Below are 15,700 nucleotides of genomic sequence, written 5' to 3'. Positions count from 1 at the left end.
CAGGAGATGGAAGCGAAGGTTAAGTTAGTAAACGGTGTAGCAATATCTGTTTATGCAAGAAGGTAATATTGTCTGATAATTAAGGCGTATAGCTGAATAGTTGCATGGAAAAATAACTATAAAGATAGGAATAACTTGAAACAGAAATTTCCTTTTTTTGATCTGTTCTTCAGGGGGCCGGGGCAAAAAAGAGAAAGAATAAACCGTGTTTTGCAGGCAATTCGGCTACTGTTTAATTGGCCTTACTACAGCAACCTAATTGAACGTATGCCGGAATTCGAGCGGAGAGAGATTCGTTTTATTTTTAAACAGTTTGCTAAACGACTGCGGATACTCAAAACCAAGCTGATACGCGATTTCGCTCACCGAGAGGGAAGTGGTCGTCAGAATTTCCTGTGCTTTTTCGATCAGTTTGTTGTGGATGTGCTGCTGGGTGCTCTGGCCCGTCAGGTTGCGCAGCAGGTCGCTCAAATAATTGGGGGAAATGGCGAGTTGTTCCGAAATGTAATGGACCGTTGGCAGACCCAGTTGCTGCACTTTTTCACCGGCGAAATAATCTGCCAACAACGCTTCCAGCTTGATCAACAAATCGCTGTTGGCAGCCTTGCGGGTGATGAACTGCCGGTTGTAGAACCGGTTTGAATAATTGAGCAATAATTCAATGTGCGAAACGATAACATCCTGACTGTAGGAGTCAATATTCGAACGATATTCCTGCTCAATGTTCTTCATAATGGTGGTGGCCATTGCTTCTTCCTTTTCGGAAAGGTGCAGGGCTTCATTCGCGGCATACGAGAAAAAACCGTAATTCCGGATGGATTTTGCCAATTGGTAATTCCGGATGTAATCAGAATGCACCACCAGCCACCAACCCGAAAGCGCCAGCTCATCCGTGATATCCGTGGTAATGACCTGCCCGGGTGAAAAGAACGTCATGATCCCTTCATCGAAATCATAATAGTTCTGACCATACTTTAATTTTCCTTTGAATCCTTTTTTAATGCAGATCGAGTAAAAATTGTAAATAAGACTTCTCAGGCTTTCATCCGTATAGCAGGTTATTTCTTCGAAATTAATTACGCTCACCAGCGGATGTTCCGGTTTGGGTAACTCCAGAATCCGGTGTAATTCAGCGATTGAACTGATAAAATAGGGAGAACGGTCGTTCTTTTTCATGCCGGTTTCGTTTTTAAAGACCCGGAAAAGCATTTTTTGGCAATGCTTTTCCGGGTTGCCTTTCTACTTTTATTTATAAGTTTACCATCGCCATTCCTCCAGCGTCATACCGGTCGCCGGTTGGCGTTCCCAGCGGAATGATGGCTTCCAGTCGGGCCAGTTCGTCAGCACTCAGCGTGATGCCGGTGGCCGCCAGATTCTGCTCCACGTATTTCACGCGTTTGGTCCCCGGAATCGGCAAAAAACCTTTGGCAATCACCCAGGCAATGGCCAGTTGCGACGGCGTAATGTCTTTTTCAGCGGCCAGTTTCTTGATCTCATTCACCAGCTCAATGTTATTGTAAAACTGCTCTCCCTGAAAGCGGGGAATGCTCCGGCGGAAATCGTTGGCGGGAAAATCATCCGGTGTCTGAATGTCGCCGGACAGAAATCCGCGTCCTAAGGGCGAATAGGCCACAAAACCAATGCCCAGTTCCTGAATCGTTGCCAGAATACCGTCTTCTTCCACACTGCGTTCAAACAGGGAATACTCGGTCTGGACCGCCGTCAGGGGATGAACGTTGTGGGCCTTCCGAATGGTTTCCGAACCCACTTCCGACAACCCGATGTACCCGATTTTCCCTTCCTGAACCAGCTCGGCCATCGCGCCTACGGTTTCTTCAATCGGCGTGTTGGGGTCCAGACGGTGGAGATAATAAAGGTCGATGAAATCGGTTCCCAGGTTTTTCAGCGAACGCTCGACGGCTTTTTTGACGTAGTCCCGCTGGCCGTTGATGCGCCAGGTCAGTTGCTCGGTATCGTCGATCTCGTAGCCGAACTTGGTGGCAATCACATACTGATCCCGGTTTCCCCGGATGGCTTTGGCCACGAGCCGTTCGTTGGCGAGTGGGCCGTACAAGTCCGCCGTGTCCAGAAAATTGCCGCCCAGTTCGAGCGAGCGGTGAATGGTCGCAATGGATTCGGCTTCGTCGGCTTTTCCGTAAATATCCATGCCCGCAATCTGCGTCATGCCCATGCAACCCAGTCCAATGGCCGGAACGACCAGCCCCAGACTGCCTAGTTTCGTTTTTTGAATACTGCTCATAAGTTCTCTTGTTAAATCGGAGTCAACTATTGACGCTGCAAAGGTGCGACAGTTCAGCTCCGAAAAAGTAACCAGATCTCTTGATGTTGTATCCAAAATGGGGAAACGGATCGAACGGATTTCGATCCGTTTTTTCTGCCTGAAGGATGGGCGTTACTGCCAGCTTGGTACGCCAATGGCCCCAAACCACGTTAGATACCCGGTGGCCATGATATGGAGAACCGACAGCACGACCATGTGCCAGTAAAGGGTTCTGTTCAGGCTGGCGTTCCGTTCCCGGATCAACGTGATGACGGACCAGACGGCCGCCAGGGCAAAAAGAATGGACAATACCAGCGCGGAGACCGATACAAACCCCACCTTTCCCAGCCGTTCCATCGGATCCTGCCCGCCGATGATGCCCAGAATCGTGGTCACCAGAAAAAGCAGACTCGTCAGAAAAGGCCACAAAATAACGTTGCGCGTCTCCGTACGGCTCCGCCTGGTCTTCCAATAGCGGATCAACCAGACGCTGCCGAAAATCACCGAACCCAGCAGATACAGGATCCAGAGGATACTGAGAAGGTATTGACCGAAGGCCAGAACCGGTGAAATCCGCAGCAGAACCAGACTGCCCACATGAACGACTTCCCCTACCAGCGGGTCCTGTACTCGCACCACACTGATTTTCCCGGTTTCGGGTGAGGCATACTGCCGGTCGGTCAGGGCGACGTGGGTTTCTAAACCGCCCCCGAACAGGTTTCGGCTAAAAAGAAAATTTCCGTTCCGCCAAAGGCGCTTTACATCCACAATCCGCTGTTGAAAATACATCTTTTGCACCCGCGGATTGATCGGAACATAATAGCCCGAAATCGCATCCTCGAGCTTTCGATCCACCGGTTTTTTGCGGGCCGAATCGGTCTGAAAAGGGGCGGTCTGAAAACTCCGGATCAGGTTCCCGATCTGGGAAAGGGCATTTCCGTTTGCGGCATTGATCATAATGGCATAGCCCACCCGTTGCATCGGGAGATACGCAAAATCCGTCAGTCCGCCGTTTACCCCGCCTGAGTGGGATCGGTACACAAACTGCTTATACGGGGTCGAATAGTTGGCCAAACCGTATCCGTAGTCCAGACCCGCCCGGGCGCCCGTGGTGGTGGAGGGAGTTTCCATGCGTTTCAAGGAGGTTTCACGCACAAGTTGCCGATCCCCAACCCGACCCCGGTTGACAAAAAAGCGGAGCATTCGGGCCATATCCTCCGGTGACGCGTTAATGGCCCCCGACGGACGAACGCTGATGTTCCAGTACGGCTGGGGATCGTTGTTCACGTAGAGGGTGGCCCCCCGTTGCCGGTAAAGCTCCGACGCAAAATAGGTCGCCGTTGTCATGCCCAGCGGTTGAAAAAAATGAGTCTGTATGTAGTCTTCAAAACGCTGGCCCGTCCGTTTTTCGATGATGTAAGCGGCCACCGGCGGACCTGAATTGCTGTAGGCCATCCGTGTGCCCGGCATCCAGCGGGATGTCCGGGTGCCCGGCAGAAAATCGAGTCCCTGTTTCAGCGTAAGGGTTGGATCGTTGAGGGCGTAATCTGCCATGTGCATGTCGTCCCAGCCCGTGGTGTGTTCCAGCAGGTGCTCCACCAGAATCGGAGCGGTTTTTTCCCAGGGGTTGACGTAGGCGATTTCGGGGGCTAAGTCTCGCACTTTATCTTTCAGACTCACCCGGCCTTCTTCCTGGAGCTTCAGAATCGCCAGCGAAACGAACATTTTCGACACCGAACCAATGCGGAACAGCGTCGTAGTGGTAGCTTTCGTGTTTTTTTCCAGATTGGCTTTTCCCAAACCGGCCACCCAAACCGTACTGTCTCCGTTCACCAAAGCCACCCCGACGGCCGGGGTCCCGGTTTCTTTCAGCACGTTTTCAATCGCCCGTTGAAGTTCCGGAATGGTTTTGGGGGACTTTGGTTTTTCCTGGCTTTTTCCGGTCAGATGAACGAAAAGGAAGCAAAAAAGGAAAAACGTATAACGAATTTGTTGGGGGAAGGTCATGCCGGAGGTCTTTCTACGTGGGCCAACGCTGTCAATTGCGCATTTTCAGTAGAAAGTCGCTTTGCTTCCGGCCATACTCTGCCAGGACAGAATCGTTCGACGGGTAGCTTACTGAACCGGGGTGAATGTCATTTTCGGCAGCTTCAGGGCCTTGTCGATCAGTTTGATTTCCAGCCGCAGAATTTCCTCTTCGGCTTTGGCGTCGATTTTCTCGGCATCGTCACTGGGTTTGTGGTAATCCGGATGACCGCCGGTGTGGAAAAACAGCACGGGAATTTTTTTGGCGTAAAAAGCCGCATTATCGGAACCGCCGTTGCCGGCCCGGTCGGTGAAGAATTTTACCCCGGCGGTGACGTCTTTAAAAACCGTCGGCCAGGCGTCGGCGGTTCCGTAGCCTCCGATGCCGATGCCGCGTTCCGGGTTATACCGGCCAATCATGTCCATGCACACCATGAAGTTCATCCGGTCCAGGGGCAGGGTAGGGTGGTTCAGGAAATGCCGCGAACCCAGCAACCCCAGTTCTTCCGCGCCGAACGCCATGAACAGAAAATTGTACGGTTCTTTCTCCGAATTTTTTGCGTAATACTGCGCCAGTTCCAGCAAACCGGCCACGCCCGAAGCATTGTCGTCGGCCCCGTTGTGAATCTGCCCCTGGGGGTTGGCGTCCAGCGAACTGCCCTGATCGCCCAGGCCCAGGTGGTCGTAATGCGCGCCGATCACGATGGTATGCTCCGCGCCGTTGTCCAGAAAACCGATCACGTTGGCGGCTTTGCGGAGGCTGTCGGGCACCACCACGCGCCGGACTTTGGCCGTAAAAGGCTGGTAAAAACCGTCTTCCCCCAGCGGTTTCAGACCGTATTTCCGGAAGTGCCGGGCGATGTAGGCCGCGGCTTTGGCATTTTCACGACTGCCGGTACCCCGGCCTTTCATTTGGTCGGAAGCCAGTTTTTTGATGTGTCGGGTAATGCGGCTGGCCGATGGCTCCTGCGCAAGAACCGGAACGGTTAACAGAAGAAATAAAGCAAAAAATCGGTAGTTCATGCCCGTAAAAGTAGCGGATTTTGCCGGTTTTGAAGCACAGAGCCTTATTGCAATGGTTTCAAATTGAAAACATTTTCGCAACTTTGTTATCAGGTATCACTGCTTTTTCACCAACGAATCAATTCCTTCATCAAGCTGTTTTCTACTTCATGCGCATCCTGACAGCACTTGTTTTTGCTCTTCTGTTCCAGCGTCAGACCTCGGCTCAATCGTCGCAAAAACCGAAACTCAAGGTAACGCCCCTGAATGATAAGGTTCTCGTTCATACGACCTACGGGGTTTATCAGAACACCAGTGTTCCCTCTAACGGCCTGATTATTAAAACAAAAGATGGTGTTGTGCTCGTGGATTCGGGTTGGGACAGCGATGGCAATACCGACAACACCCGGCAATTGCTCCAGTGGGTGGCCGACAGCCTGCGTCAGCCCGTTCGGCTTTGCATTGTCACGCACGCCCACGAAGACCGCGTCGGCGGGATTGCCGAACTCCGGAAAGCCGGGGTCCGTGTGATCAGTACCCCCTTGACGGCCCAAAAATCGGTAAAACTGGGTTATGAGGCTCCCGAAGCCATCGTACCAAACGATACCACGTTTACCATCGGTCAGGAACCCATCCGCTGTTATTTTCCGGGCGAAGGACACACGAGCGACAACATTGTGGTCTGGTTGCCGAAGCAACAGATTCTGCACGGCGGCTGTTTCGTCAAAAGTGTGGCTGCTTTCGGGATGGGCAACCTCGCCGACGCCAACCTGAAGGAATGGGCGAATTCCATTCAACGGGTAAAAAGCCGGTTTGGCACGGCAAAAATCGTAGTGCCGGGTCATGAAGAATGGAGTGATCCGAAATCCCTGGACCATACGCTGCGGTTGCTGGAGAAGCACGCAGCTTCCAAACGTTAAAAGGGCAAGCGTCAGGCGGTTTTAACGAATGCCGTCAAAGGCTTTGCCGGTACGATTCTGGTTTTATTTAGTGCGTCAGCTTTCTCCGCACGCTTTCGGCGGTTCGTAAATCTTTCAGGCTGATTTTGGCCCGGTCGCGAAGGACTTTACTGGCGTGGAACTGGTCGGTAACTGTGTGCAGCAGAAAGGCCAGCATCTGGGCTTCGTTTGCCGTTAATTCAAGTTCAATGCGCTTTTTCATGGTATCTGTTGTTGTAATAAATAGAAGCGTAAAACCGTGTCAGCCCCATCATGAAACCGTAAAAACCTGCCGCTGGAAAAACCGCTCGGGTTCAATTAATCGCATGAACTGGGATACACCTGGATAACAAAATAAGTACATATTTAGATCGCAAAGTGACCGGTTTAACTACGGAAAATACAAGTAATTCGCGCGTATGAACAGTCGTGGGCAGAGCCGGGAAGCTGGGTCTGGTATAGAAAAAACCGACCTGGAACAGGCCGGTTTTATGTACTAACCGGAAGCACCCGGTCAGGCATTGACCGATTCAGGCAAGGGTTGTCGTGTGAACTTACCGGTACTTTTTTTCGATGGCATTCGCCAGTTTGCGAGCGGCTGCTTTTTTGGCATTAAACCCGTTGGTGCCGTTGGGGCTGGCTCTGTAGGTGTCCGTTTCCCAGAGCAACACATCGGCTTTGTCGTAGAACCGGGCACTACAGGCCATCGAGGTGCCTCCCCAGGACGTAACCCGGATGCCTCTGCTGGCTTCGAGGTTTAACTTGATGATGAAATCAGCCGAGGATTTGTTGGCGGCTACTTTCCAATGGCCCCATTCCTGAAGCTGATCGACAAAAGCTTTCAGCGTTTCCTGGCTATTTTCGTTTTTCGACAACGATTCGACATAAACGGTATTTCCCTTTTTGAGCGGTTCTTCGGACTGAGCCAGAGCCAGTGAGGAAACGAGGAGCAAAAAACTAATCCAGATTTTCATAGCCGTAGCGTTTTGAGTTGACAGGGAGATACAAAATGAACGGTCCATGCCGTTTTACCTCCCGAATTTAAAGGCGGCACCGAGTTCGAAGCTGGAACCGGCCGAATTGACGAGTCCCAGATTAAGCTGCGCATACGGGCCAATCCGTTCGTTGACCAGATACCGGGCACCGAGTTGGGCACCGGCAAAAACGTTTCCGGAGTCGGTTCGCCCGTCCCGCGACGCAAAGGGTTTGGCGATGTGAATGCCCAGGAAAGGGTCGAGTTTATTGCCTACAACCGAAAAAGCTTTGGCCAGATGGTAGTTGCCCAGCACGCCAATCGAATAGGCACTGTAGCCCTTGTTCGATTGATAAACCACTTTACCAGCGATCCCGATCTCATCCGTAACGCCATATTCAACGGCTGCCGTAACGGGTGTAGCATTGTTTTCCAGGAGCAAACCGGCGGTGCCAACAATCCGGCCCTGCTCAAAGGCTTTCTGGGCCTGCACACGATCGCTGCACAGCAGCATCAGGAAGGCCGTGCTGAGGATAAAAGCAAGTTTCTTGCACATAATCAGATCCTTAAATGGGTGGAACAAGTGAGGTTACTTTTCGGCCGTGAACTTGAGCTCGGATGTTGCCTTCGTGGTCGGATCGGTTTCGGAAATTGCCAGATTCATTTTTTTGCCGTCGGCACTGGCAATGGTCTGGTTTCCTGCGGTTAGATCATAGCCCGACCCGTTTTGCTGCACGGTGAGGTTTTTCAGCTCGATGGACTGATCGTCGCTGCCCGTTATTTTCAGCGTCAGTCGGAGGGTCACCTGATCGTCGGTGGTTTGGGGGGTCAGGCTGGCGGTTCCGGATACGGTCTGGCCGTTCTGGGTATACGGCAGCGTTGGCAGATTGATGCGGTCGTCTCCCGAAACGTAATAGAAAGACGTCAGGTTATATGTACCCGCTACGGCTTCCGCCGGTTTGGCGGGCGCGACTTCGTCATCGTCTTTTTTGCAGGCCGTAAAAGTCAGTGTTACCAGAAGGAACAGAAGGAGCGTTTTCATAATCGTGCGTGGTTTTGGGGTGATTACCGTCAATCACCGGGGCAAAACTATCGGCTCTAACTGGGGCCGACAATACCGCATTTGTATGATTTTTTACGCTTTATTTCCGTCCCAGGTACTTGTTGACCGCTTCAACTTTGGAGTGGACCTGGAGTTTTTCGTAGATGTTGAAGATGTGTTTCCGGACGGTGGTGGGGCTGACAAACAGCTCGGTGGCCACTTCCTTGTGGCTGTGACCTTTCGACAGCCGATCCAGAATTTCCCGTTCACGGGGTGTCAGAACGTCCAGTTCGTTGGGAGCCGTTGGGCTGATGTGAAACGAACTGGCAATTTTGCGGGCAATGGTGCTGCTCATGGGCGATCCGCCTTCGTGCAGTTCGGTGATGGCTTCCAGGAGTTTATGGGGCGGGCTGCGCTTGAGGATGTAGGCATTCGCCCCCGCTTTGAGGGCTTCAAAAACCGTCTCGTCTTCGTCATACATCGTACACATCATGAACTGAGTGGTTGGACAGAGCTGCTTCAGATGCCGCACACAGTCGATGCCGTTCATGCCCGGCAGGTCGATGTCCATCAACACCACATCGACACACTGCCCCGGCAAATGATCCAGGGCCGCTTCGGCTGTTTCAAAGGTGGCCTGACAGGCGAAACCGTCGGCACCATCGACCAGAATGGCCAGCGACTGCCGGATCAGTTCCTTGTCTTCCACAATGGCGACGGTGATGGGGGTGTTCATCCGGCAATATTGGCGCTTTTTTGGGTTTTCTGCCATACTGCATTTGCAGTATTTTTGGTCGTCGGGTAGGGATACGTAATGGTCACACGGGTACCCGTCGGCGACGAAGAAATGTCACAGGTGCCGCCCGATTCGCCCATGCGGTTTTTCATATTCCCCAATCCGTTCCGGAACCGGCTTCGTTCATGCGGGGCAAAACCGTGACCATCGTCGGCGACTTCAATCACCAGCCGGTCGGCTTCGGGCCGGATCGTGAGCCAGACCTGCGTGGCCTGCGCGTGTTTCACCACATTATGAAGGGCTTCTTTTACGGTTAGAAACACATTCCGCCGGTCTACTCCCCGCATGGCAATCTCCCGGGGCGACTCGCTTACCTGCGTCCGCAGGCGCAAATCCGTATCTTCGATGAACTCGCTGGCGAAGGCCCGGGTGTAGGCAATCAGTCCGTTGAGACTGTCGTTTTTGGTGTTCAGCGACCAGATAATTTCGTTCATGGCCGTCACCATGTCGGCCGAAATTGCCGAAATTTTGGCAATTTCAGGGAGCGTTGCGGCATTCATCCGCGTTTTGACCACCTCGCTCAACAAACCGATCGTCGTCAGCGATGCGCCGAGGTCATCGTGCATTTCTTTGGAAATTCGCAGCCGTTCTTTCTGCTGCCCCTGCAATTCGGACTGCACCACGGCGAGTTCGTGGGCGCGCTCGGCCGCCAGCAGGGCGTTGTCTGCCGTACGCCGACGCTGGCGCATATAGAAGTAGGCGAACACCAGACCGCTCACCACGCTCAGTCCTACCAGCCCCGCCACCAATAGCCACAGCTTCTGACGTTGCTGCGCCTGTTCCAGTTGCTCGATCCGGCGTTGTTTTTCGGCCAGTTGCTGCCCCGCTTCGGCCTGCCGGAGTTTCAATTCGTATTCGCCCAGCAGTTCCTTGGCCTCCCGCGTCGACAACGAATCGTTGGTTTTGACATACTGCTGATACCACGAAAAGGCGGTTTTGTAATCCCCTAAACCGTGGCTGGCATTCGCATATTCCCGGTAGATGTTTCGAAATTCCGACAGGCCCACCCGGTTGGTTTTCGCCATGTCGTGCGCCCGATCCAGCAGCGGTTTTGCCTTTGCAAACTGGTTCAGGCCGTTATACGTAGCCGCCTGACCGGCCAGCAAATGCAACTCCTGGAGGGGGTTGTTAGACTGGCGATTCAGCCGCAGGGCTTTCTGGTAGTAAAACAAGGCTGAGTCGTACCGGGCTTCTTCGTTGTGCAGATTCGCGATGTTGCTGTACAAATTGATCAGCAGCGAAAGGTCTTTGGTCGTGTCGAGAAGGGCTTTTGTTTTCCGGTAATACACCAGCGCTTCCTTCAACCGGTTTTGTTTGACGTACACAGAGGCCAGGCTGTGGTAGTCCACCGCCAGTTCCTGATTCGTGCTTTTCGCAATCCGGTCATATTGAATCGCCCGGTTGTAGTAGTTCAGGGCCTGCGGATACAGCTTTTCGGCTTCGTAGATCAGGCCCAGATTCTGGTACAGAACCGCAGCCTTTTTCCGGTTCTGATGGGCCAGCATGTAGGGTGCAGCCAGCTTGAGGTGCTGAATGGCCTGCCTGTTTTTGCCCTGCCACTTGGCCGACTGTGCCAGCGCAAAATGGCATTGACTCCGGTATTGTTCGGACGGCTCCCGCAGGGCTTTTTGCAGGGCTTCGGTCGCCAGTTTTTCCGATTCGTCGTGCCGACCCAGCACATCCAGCAGGTAGGTGATGAGTCGTACACTTTCAAAATATCCTTTGGTGTAGCCGGTTTTCTGAGAGACTGCCAGGGCTTCCCGGTAGTCCTGCAGGGCCTTTTCGGGCTGTTGCATTTCAATGGCTTCGGCCTGGTTGAGTTGCGTCAGAATGGCCGAGGTGTCCGCCAGCGACTGTCCGAAAGCGTTTGTTTCCGATAGAACCAGAACCGAAACTACAAGCAAAAGTCGTTTGACCAGCATACAGATTTTGGTTGTGCCAAGGCATTGATTCGTAAATATAGATGACTGGTTCTTTATTTATTCATAACCGGTGTTTAATCGAGCGCATAGGCTTCCGAAAAAGTAAAACCCTTTTCGACGGGATCATAGACGTAATCCCCGTCGGGTTCCGACAGCCCGGCCTGTTCCAGGTATTCGATCACCTGAAAATGATTGGTGAAGACGATGGGGGCGTGGTCGTCGACCCGAAGTTCAAAAGCGGATTGTTCAATGTTGTAGGAAACCGCATATTTCATGGCGTATGGTGGCAAGTGTAAGGTGAACCCATACAACACCGGGGGGTGGGTTACTGTTTGCAGTTTTTTGGGCTTTTAAAGGACGGATCGGCGGTTTTTTGGCTGGCTGCATGCATGACGAATGATCGATCATTGGGTAAACAGAACAGTTTTCTATGCAATCAAAAAAAGTGCTTATTTTTGCTCATACAATCGTTAAGGGTAATAGAACGTTAATTTAAGGTCAAGATAAATTCTGAATGTGCTATGTTCTCTTTCGTTTTTTTTGCACTGATTGGCGTTTTCTTCCTCTTTCTCGGCTTTATGATTTGGAAATTTAAAATTGCCAATGTGATCGCTGGGTATGACGAAAATACAATCAAAGACCCGGATGGGTTGGCTAGATGGGTAGGAAAGTGTATGATGGTGACGGGGGTAGGAGCCTGGGTGCTGGGAGTCATAGCTTATTTTTATAGTTCAGAAAAAAATGAGATAGTTCTTTATCTGATTTTTATGATTTCAACCCTGATGAGTGGTATTGCAACATTAGCAGGAAGCCAAAAATTTTACAAATGACACCGGTCTTCACGTTTGGGGACGCCTTCACTCATGCGTATGTACCGATCACTCTGCCCGTTTTTTAGTCGCGTAGCGACAAAATGTTTGTAGCCTAATAGCCAAGTTCCGGCCTTTTGGATCGCGTAGCGATCGGACTTTGCTTTTTGCTGGATCGCTACGCGTTACGCGATCCTGGAAGGGGGAGAAATGCCTTCTTTTCTACAAACATCTGGTCGCTACGCGACCCACAAGAACGGTTTTTTGAAAGGTTGACTTCTGTTGAATCTTACGAATTGCGGGCGCGGAATATCCGGAACGTAATCAGATTTTAACGGATAGGTAGGACGGCCGGATTGTTTGCTTTTGGTGGTTTAGCGGGGTAAAATGGCTCTATTATTACCCCATGTTTTAAATTCGTTACGCCATGAATCGCAAAATCCTGATTGTCACCGGTGATGGTGGCGAAAGTTACGAAACCCTCTATGCCGTTCACCGCTTTCAGGAAGAAGGCGACATCGCGGTGATTGCCGCGCCCAGCAAACGCCGGCTGAACCTGGTGATGCACGATTTTGAACCCGGTTGGGATACCTATATCGAGCGGCCCGGCTATTGTCTGGTTTCCGATCTGACGATCGACGAGGTGGTGGTCGACGACTATGACGCCATTCTGCTGCTGGGCGGTCGCGCCCCCGAATACCTGCGCAACCATGCCGGGCTGTTGGAGGTCGTCCGGGCGTTTGACCGGCAGGGCAAGTGGGTCTTTGCCATCTGCCACGGCATCCAGATTCTGGTCACCGCGGGCCTGGCGAACAACCGGAAACTAACCGCTTATGAACATGTGCGGACCGAAATTGAGATGGGTGGTGGCACCTATTCGACCCAACAGGCCGTCCGTGACGGAAATATGGTCACCGCACAGACCTGGCAATCACACCCCGAGTTCTATCGCGAGGTCTTTGCCTGTCTCAAAAAAGAGGAACTCGTGGAAGAATAAAGGCCGAATTTGAAGCTTTGTCGTTTCTGTCTTCTTATTCCCTTGCTGAAGAAGGCAGAAACGGCTCTAGCGTTTGATCGAAAGCCCGGCAGCGTCTCATTTATACACCTTGTCCTGAACCATGCGAATGTTGTTGAACATCAGCAGGTCTTCCACGCAGTCAGCCGGAATAATACCCCGGTTGATCCAGTTGACCACCACCTGAATCGAAACACCGTATTTTTTGGCGTAGTCCCGCACCGACAGCCATTCGCCCAGATCCAGTTCCTGGCCGTGCGATTTCAGAAAATCCAGCGTTTGTTGCTGGCCTCGCTTGATTTCTTCCAGTTCCGCAGTGAGATCAATTTTCGTTTTTTCCATCTCAGTGTATTGTAAAGGGGCGATTTAGGCCTCATCATCGGCCTTTTGTCCCGCAACCACGCAAGCAGAAGCAACAACCAAAAAGAGCTATATTCTGGGTCTCGATTATAAATAAATCTGTAGATTATTTTTTATCACCCAATCCGGTAAAATGCTGCTTTCTCTGGTCAGTTCGATGATTTCTGTATATGAAACGTCCACCAGGCGCACTTGCTGAAACAGCGATTTATTCTCTTCAAACAGTGGCATGGTACTGACATACATTTCTTCAATGACCTCGGTTTTAACTTCGTGTCCACCGTTCAAAAACCGGGCTTTCGCCCGGTTGATACAGAGATGAAGATCGTCCGTAAAAAACAGCAACAGGTTTACCTGGTTCGACCGGTCGAAGTTGGCAATCGACTTTAGATAAGCGTAATGCGAGGGAAACCCTAAATTCAATTCCAGGGCGAAATCTTCCTTATTAAACAAGCATTCCCGGATTTTTTGATGGGTTGTCAGGGATGCAATGTCCTGATAATCGGTGAATCCTCTTTTTTTGTATTGGTAGGCAGCTAGATCCTGATCAACGATTGGAACGCCTTCCGGGATCAATTCCCGGGCGTTGGTACTCTTGCCGATGCCGGGAGGGCCGGCGATCAGATAAATTGTCATTGGATCACCAGAATGCGGCCGTCTTTGTGTTCAGCGACCACATGGCCGTCCGGACGCTTGTAGACCAGCGGCTGACCAATGGAAAACAGGTAATCCCGCGCATTTTCAGCGCATTGTTTTTGCCAGCGGCTCCGCTCCTGCGGGGTCATGGCCCTCGGGTCTTTGACCATCTTTCCGGTCTGATACTGCACGTCGGTGGTCATGTCTTTATTCCTTTTCAGCAAAAATAACCAAAAAATACACGTTTCGCTACCATAAGCTTACCGCAATCTTACACCACGGCGGTAGCATGCTGTTTTTGCTTGCGTGTGGTACGTTGGGACTACATCGATACGGTCTCTGGCCCGAAGCCGCCGGTTTTAATGGGGAGATTGGTCAATTACTGGTTAGGGACAGAAAGTCTTTGAATAGAAACGCAAGTGACAAAGGGTCTCTCTAGAATTAATATTCTATTAATTCTAGCTCCTCTAATCTAATAGCCATTGCTTCGATTGAAACTTGAAAAATTTTTGACAATGAATCAAAAGGTCTAGAATTATAATATCCACACTTTGCAATCATTCGAGAAAGGTCACGTTTGTTTTTAACCTTCTTGCGAAGTTCATGAGCCGTACTATCAAGTAAACGTGCAGTGTTCTCATTAATCGTAAACCTCTTAATTTGAAATCGTTCATAAAACAGTTGGACTACTATCTTTTTGGGCATCAAAAATACAGCTGCAAATTTATCTGCTTGTATTTCTTCAATTGGTCTATATCGTTCTATGTCCGACCCATCTAATGGTAAATCACGGTGAAGTTCTATTTTGTCATGTAGCAAGGCATGTCCAAGCTCATGAGCCGTAGTGAATTTAATAACATCTGGCTTATACATATCTGAGATTGTAATAGTATAATCCTCGTTATTAATTATGCCAGCGATTTCTTCACCCTGTTCATTAACTCCTAAGGTATGTGCTTTGTGAAATGCATATCTTAATAACTCTATAACTTTTTGTGGTTTCAGCACGCCAAGTAGATTATCTGGAGGGTTAACACTCCATATTAGTTCTTTATAACCCCATAATGCATTTTGAATTCGTCTTGCTAAATTTTCAATATCAGTGTGGGAAACATTAGATTTTCCAAATAGTGATTTCCTAATTTCAGTAAATTCTACTAGAAAATCCCCCTTTATATCTGCTTCCTCATCAAGGGTATCCATTAATCTAACATTCTCTTTGCTGAGATTATTAAACTCATTCTTTAGCTCCTTTTTTTGAATTTCAATTGAATTAGTCCAAGCATTTTTTGGGAACGATTGTAGATTTAGGCTTATGATAGCAATACAGCCTGAAAGACCTGAAAGAGAACTACCTAAAGCTACGCCTGAATCACCCCTAGCTGATTTAAATCCTTTATCAAATACTACAACGGAATATTTTGCGAGCTGGATACAAAGATTTGCAATTTCAATCGGAATTTCCGTTGATCTTTTCAGTTCTTGCAGTGATTCTTCCTGAAGATCGTTTTTTATTTTTTGATTTCTCTCTTTGTTTCGTTCCTTTCTCTTTTGAATCGTCTTATCAAACTGTAAAGAATCTTCTTCAAACAATACTTCTAATCTTGGCCCTATGATATTAATAATTTTGTTTTTTATTGCTTCAAACTCTGTTTTACAATGTATATATGTTTTTTCTCTTTCAAGCGTAAGTTCAATAACAGTCTCTAATAGTTCAGAGCTTAAAATTCCATTAAGAGCAGCTGCACTACCAGATCCAGGTTTATGATTACCCGCACCGATTTTATCTAGTAAATGTCGAGTTGGAAGTTGTAGTAAATCTGTGCTCATTAGAATTTGTTATTTTTTAGTAAAGATAAAATATTCCATGAAATATTTTTGGCGTTTTGCTGCTGGTAAAC

Annotated in this window: 18 protein-coding genes; 3 read left to right on the top strand and 15 right to left on the bottom strand. The window is 50.0% G+C overall.

Features of this window, described 5'->3' with window-relative positions; all coding sequences use genetic code 11:
* Window positions 1-255: 255 nt before the first annotated feature.
* The 4 genes from F0P93_RS21835 to F0P93_RS21820 form a co-directional block, all read right to left on the bottom strand.
* Window positions 256-1,176, bottom strand: a complete 921-nt coding sequence (locus F0P93_RS21835; protein ID WP_150879871.1) for a helix-turn-helix domain-containing protein — start codon at window positions 1,174-1,176, stop codon at window positions 256-258.
* Window positions 1,177-1,249: 73 nt separating this feature from the next.
* Window positions 1,250-2,260, bottom strand: a complete 1,011-nt coding sequence (locus F0P93_RS21830; RefSeq protein ID WP_150879870.1) for an aldo/keto reductase — start codon at window positions 2,258-2,260, stop codon at window positions 1,250-1,252.
* 153 nt (window positions 2,261-2,413) lie between these two features.
* Complete coding sequence (locus tag F0P93_RS21825; protein WP_150879869.1) at window positions 2,414-4,288, bottom strand: serine hydrolase domain-containing protein; 1,875 nt, start codon at window positions 4,286-4,288, stop codon at window positions 2,414-2,416.
* Window positions 4,289-4,396: 108 nt separating this feature from the next.
* On the bottom strand, window positions 4,397-5,329 hold the full coding sequence (locus tag F0P93_RS21820) for a M20/M25/M40 family metallo-hydrolase (RefSeq protein WP_150879868.1): 933 nt from the start codon (window positions 5,327-5,329) through the stop codon (window positions 4,397-4,399).
* Window positions 5,330-5,478: 149 nt separating this feature from the next.
* Between F0P93_RS21820 and bla the strand changes: the two genes are divergently transcribed.
* A complete protein-coding gene (gene bla / locus F0P93_RS21815; protein WP_150879867.1) occupies window positions 5,479-6,228 on the top strand; it encodes a subclass B1 metallo-beta-lactamase in 750 nt (249 codons plus the stop codon).
* 67 nt (window positions 6,229-6,295) lie between these two features.
* On the opposite strand, the gene F0P93_RS31555 is transcribed toward bla, so the two are convergent.
* The 7 genes from F0P93_RS31555 to F0P93_RS21785 all read right to left on the bottom strand — a co-directional run bounded on the left by F0P93_RS31555 (window position 6,296) and on the right by F0P93_RS21785 (window position 11,254).
* On the bottom strand, window positions 6,296-6,469 hold the full coding sequence (locus F0P93_RS31555) for a hypothetical protein (protein WP_191908886.1): 174 nt from the start codon (window positions 6,467-6,469) through the stop codon (window positions 6,296-6,298).
* A gap of 331 nt (window positions 6,470-6,800) precedes the next feature.
* Complete coding sequence (locus F0P93_RS21810; protein ID WP_150879866.1) at window positions 6,801-7,220, bottom strand: hypothetical protein; 420 nt, start codon at window positions 7,218-7,220, stop codon at window positions 6,801-6,803.
* A 54-nt stretch (window positions 7,221-7,274) separates the two neighbouring features.
* Window positions 7,275-7,775, bottom strand: coding sequence for a hypothetical protein (locus F0P93_RS21805; RefSeq protein WP_150879865.1), 501 nt, complete (start codon window positions 7,773-7,775; stop codon window positions 7,275-7,277).
* Between the two features lie 33 nt (window positions 7,776-7,808).
* The gene (locus tag F0P93_RS21800) at window positions 7,809-8,261 is read right to left on the bottom strand and encodes a hypothetical protein (RefSeq protein WP_150879864.1); all 453 of its coding nucleotides are present in this window, start codon (window positions 8,259-8,261) and stop codon (window positions 7,809-7,811) included.
* 100 nt (window positions 8,262-8,361) lie between these two features.
* Complete coding sequence (locus tag F0P93_RS21795) at window positions 8,362-8,997, bottom strand: response regulator (protein ID WP_150879863.1); 636 nt, start codon at window positions 8,995-8,997, stop codon at window positions 8,362-8,364.
* Window positions 8,994-10,979 (bottom strand): ATP-binding protein, encoded by a 1,986-nt coding sequence (locus tag F0P93_RS21790; RefSeq protein WP_150879862.1) that lies wholly within the window; start codon window positions 10,977-10,979, stop codon window positions 8,994-8,996. Before F0P93_RS21790 ends, F0P93_RS21795 begins: the two co-directional genes overlap by 4 nt.
* A 74-nt stretch (window positions 10,980-11,053) precedes the next feature.
* Entirely contained in the window at window positions 11,054-11,254 is a 201-nt protein-coding gene (locus F0P93_RS21785; RefSeq protein ID WP_150879861.1) for a hypothetical protein, read from the bottom strand.
* Between the two features lie 246 nt (window positions 11,255-11,500).
* Here F0P93_RS21785 and F0P93_RS21780 point away from each other — a divergent pair, with 246 nt between their 5' ends.
* Window positions 11,501-11,809 carry a DUF3784 domain-containing protein gene (locus F0P93_RS21780; RefSeq protein ID WP_150879860.1) on the top strand — a complete coding sequence of 103 codons (309 nt, stop codon included), beginning with the start codon at window positions 11,501-11,503 and terminating at the stop codon, window positions 11,807-11,809.
* A 406-nt stretch (window positions 11,810-12,215) separates the two neighbouring features.
* Window positions 12,216-12,785: a DJ-1/PfpI family protein gene (locus F0P93_RS21775; protein ID WP_150879859.1), complete on the top strand. Its 570-nt coding sequence runs from the start codon at window positions 12,216-12,218 to the stop codon at window positions 12,783-12,785.
* A 96-nt stretch (window positions 12,786-12,881) separates the two neighbouring features.
* Here F0P93_RS21775 and F0P93_RS21770 read toward each other — a convergent pair whose 3' ends face one another.
* The 4 genes from F0P93_RS21770 to F0P93_RS21755 form a co-directional block, all read right to left on the bottom strand.
* Window positions 12,882-13,145, bottom strand: a complete 264-nt coding sequence (locus F0P93_RS21770; protein WP_150879858.1) for a helix-turn-helix domain-containing protein — start codon at window positions 13,143-13,145, stop codon at window positions 12,882-12,884.
* Window positions 13,146-13,250: 105 nt separating this feature from the next.
* Window positions 13,251-13,799 (bottom strand): AAA family ATPase, encoded by a 549-nt coding sequence (locus tag F0P93_RS21765; protein WP_150879857.1) that lies wholly within the window; start codon window positions 13,797-13,799, stop codon window positions 13,251-13,253.
* On the bottom strand, window positions 13,796-14,002 hold the full coding sequence (locus tag F0P93_RS21760; protein ID WP_150879856.1) for a hypothetical protein: 207 nt from the start codon (window positions 14,000-14,002) through the stop codon (window positions 13,796-13,798). Before F0P93_RS21760 ends, F0P93_RS21765 begins: the two co-directional genes overlap by 4 nt.
* Window positions 14,003-14,240: 238 nt before the next feature.
* Entirely contained in the window at window positions 14,241-15,629 is a 1,389-nt protein-coding gene (locus tag F0P93_RS21755; RefSeq protein ID WP_150879855.1) for a cyclodeaminase/cyclohydrolase family protein, read from the bottom strand.
* Window positions 15,630-15,700 lie beyond the last annotated feature (71 nt).

It is taken from the genome of Larkinella humicola, from assembly GCF_008727875.1.
Classification (GTDB): domain Bacteria; phylum Bacteroidota; class Bacteroidia; order Cytophagales; family Spirosomataceae; genus Larkinella; species Larkinella humicola.
Note: the sequence above shows the minus strand (reverse complement) of the source record. Positions and strands in the feature narration are given on the sequence as shown.

Coding starts and splice junctions, on each gene's coding strand:
- F0P93_RS31555 (WP_191908886.1), bottom strand. CDS start 6,469: ATGAAAAAGCGCATTGAACTTGAATTAACGGCAAACGAAGCCCAGATG.
- F0P93_RS21785 (WP_150879861.1), bottom strand. CDS start 11,254: ATGAAATATGCGGTTTCCTACAACATTGAACAATCCGCTTTTGAACTT.
- F0P93_RS21790 (WP_150879862.1), bottom strand. CDS start 10,979: ATGCTGGTCAAACGACTTTTGCTTGTAGTTTCGGTTCTGGTTCTATCG.
- F0P93_RS21775 (WP_150879859.1), top strand. CDS start 12,216: ATGAATCGCAAAATCCTGATTGTCACCGGTGATGGTGGCGAAAGTTAC.
- F0P93_RS21805 (WP_150879865.1), bottom strand. CDS start 7,775: ATGTGCAAGAAACTTGCTTTTATCCTCAGCACGGCCTTCCTGATGCTG.
- F0P93_RS21810 (WP_150879866.1), bottom strand. CDS start 7,220: ATGAAAATCTGGATTAGTTTTTTGCTCCTCGTTTCCTCACTGGCTCTG.
- F0P93_RS21830 (WP_150879870.1), bottom strand. CDS start 2,260: ATGAGCAGTATTCAAAAAACGAAACTAGGCAGTCTGGGGCTGGTCGTT.
- F0P93_RS21825 (WP_150879869.1), bottom strand. CDS start 4,288: ATGACCTTCCCCCAACAAATTCGTTATACGTTTTTCCTTTTTTGCTTC.
- F0P93_RS21795 (WP_150879863.1), bottom strand. CDS start 8,997: ATGAACACCCCCATCACCGTCGCCATTGTGGAAGACAAGGAACTGATC.
- F0P93_RS21820 (WP_150879868.1), bottom strand. CDS start 5,329: ATGAACTACCGATTTTTTGCTTTATTTCTTCTGTTAACCGTTCCGGTT.
- F0P93_RS21755 (WP_150879855.1), bottom strand. CDS start 15,629: ATGAGCACAGATTTACTACAACTTCCAACTCGACATTTACTAGATAAA.
- F0P93_RS21770 (WP_150879858.1), bottom strand. CDS start 13,145: ATGGAAAAAACGAAAATTGATCTCACTGCGGAACTGGAAGAAATCAAG.
- F0P93_RS21780 (WP_150879860.1), top strand. CDS start 11,501: ATGTTCTCTTTCGTTTTTTTTGCACTGATTGGCGTTTTCTTCCTCTTT.
- F0P93_RS21765 (WP_150879857.1), bottom strand. CDS start 13,799: ATGACAATTTATCTGATCGCCGGCCCTCCCGGCATCGGCAAGAGTACC.
- F0P93_RS21800 (WP_150879864.1), bottom strand. CDS start 8,261: ATGAAAACGCTCCTTCTGTTCCTTCTGGTAACACTGACTTTTACGGCC.
- F0P93_RS21760 (WP_150879856.1), bottom strand. CDS start 14,002: ATGACCACCGACGTGCAGTATCAGACCGGAAAGATGGTCAAAGACCCG.
- F0P93_RS21835 (WP_150879871.1), bottom strand. CDS start 1,176: ATGAAAAAGAACGACCGTTCTCCCTATTTTATCAGTTCAATCGCTGAA.
- bla (WP_150879867.1), top strand. CDS start 5,479: ATGCGCATCCTGACAGCACTTGTTTTTGCTCTTCTGTTCCAGCGTCAG.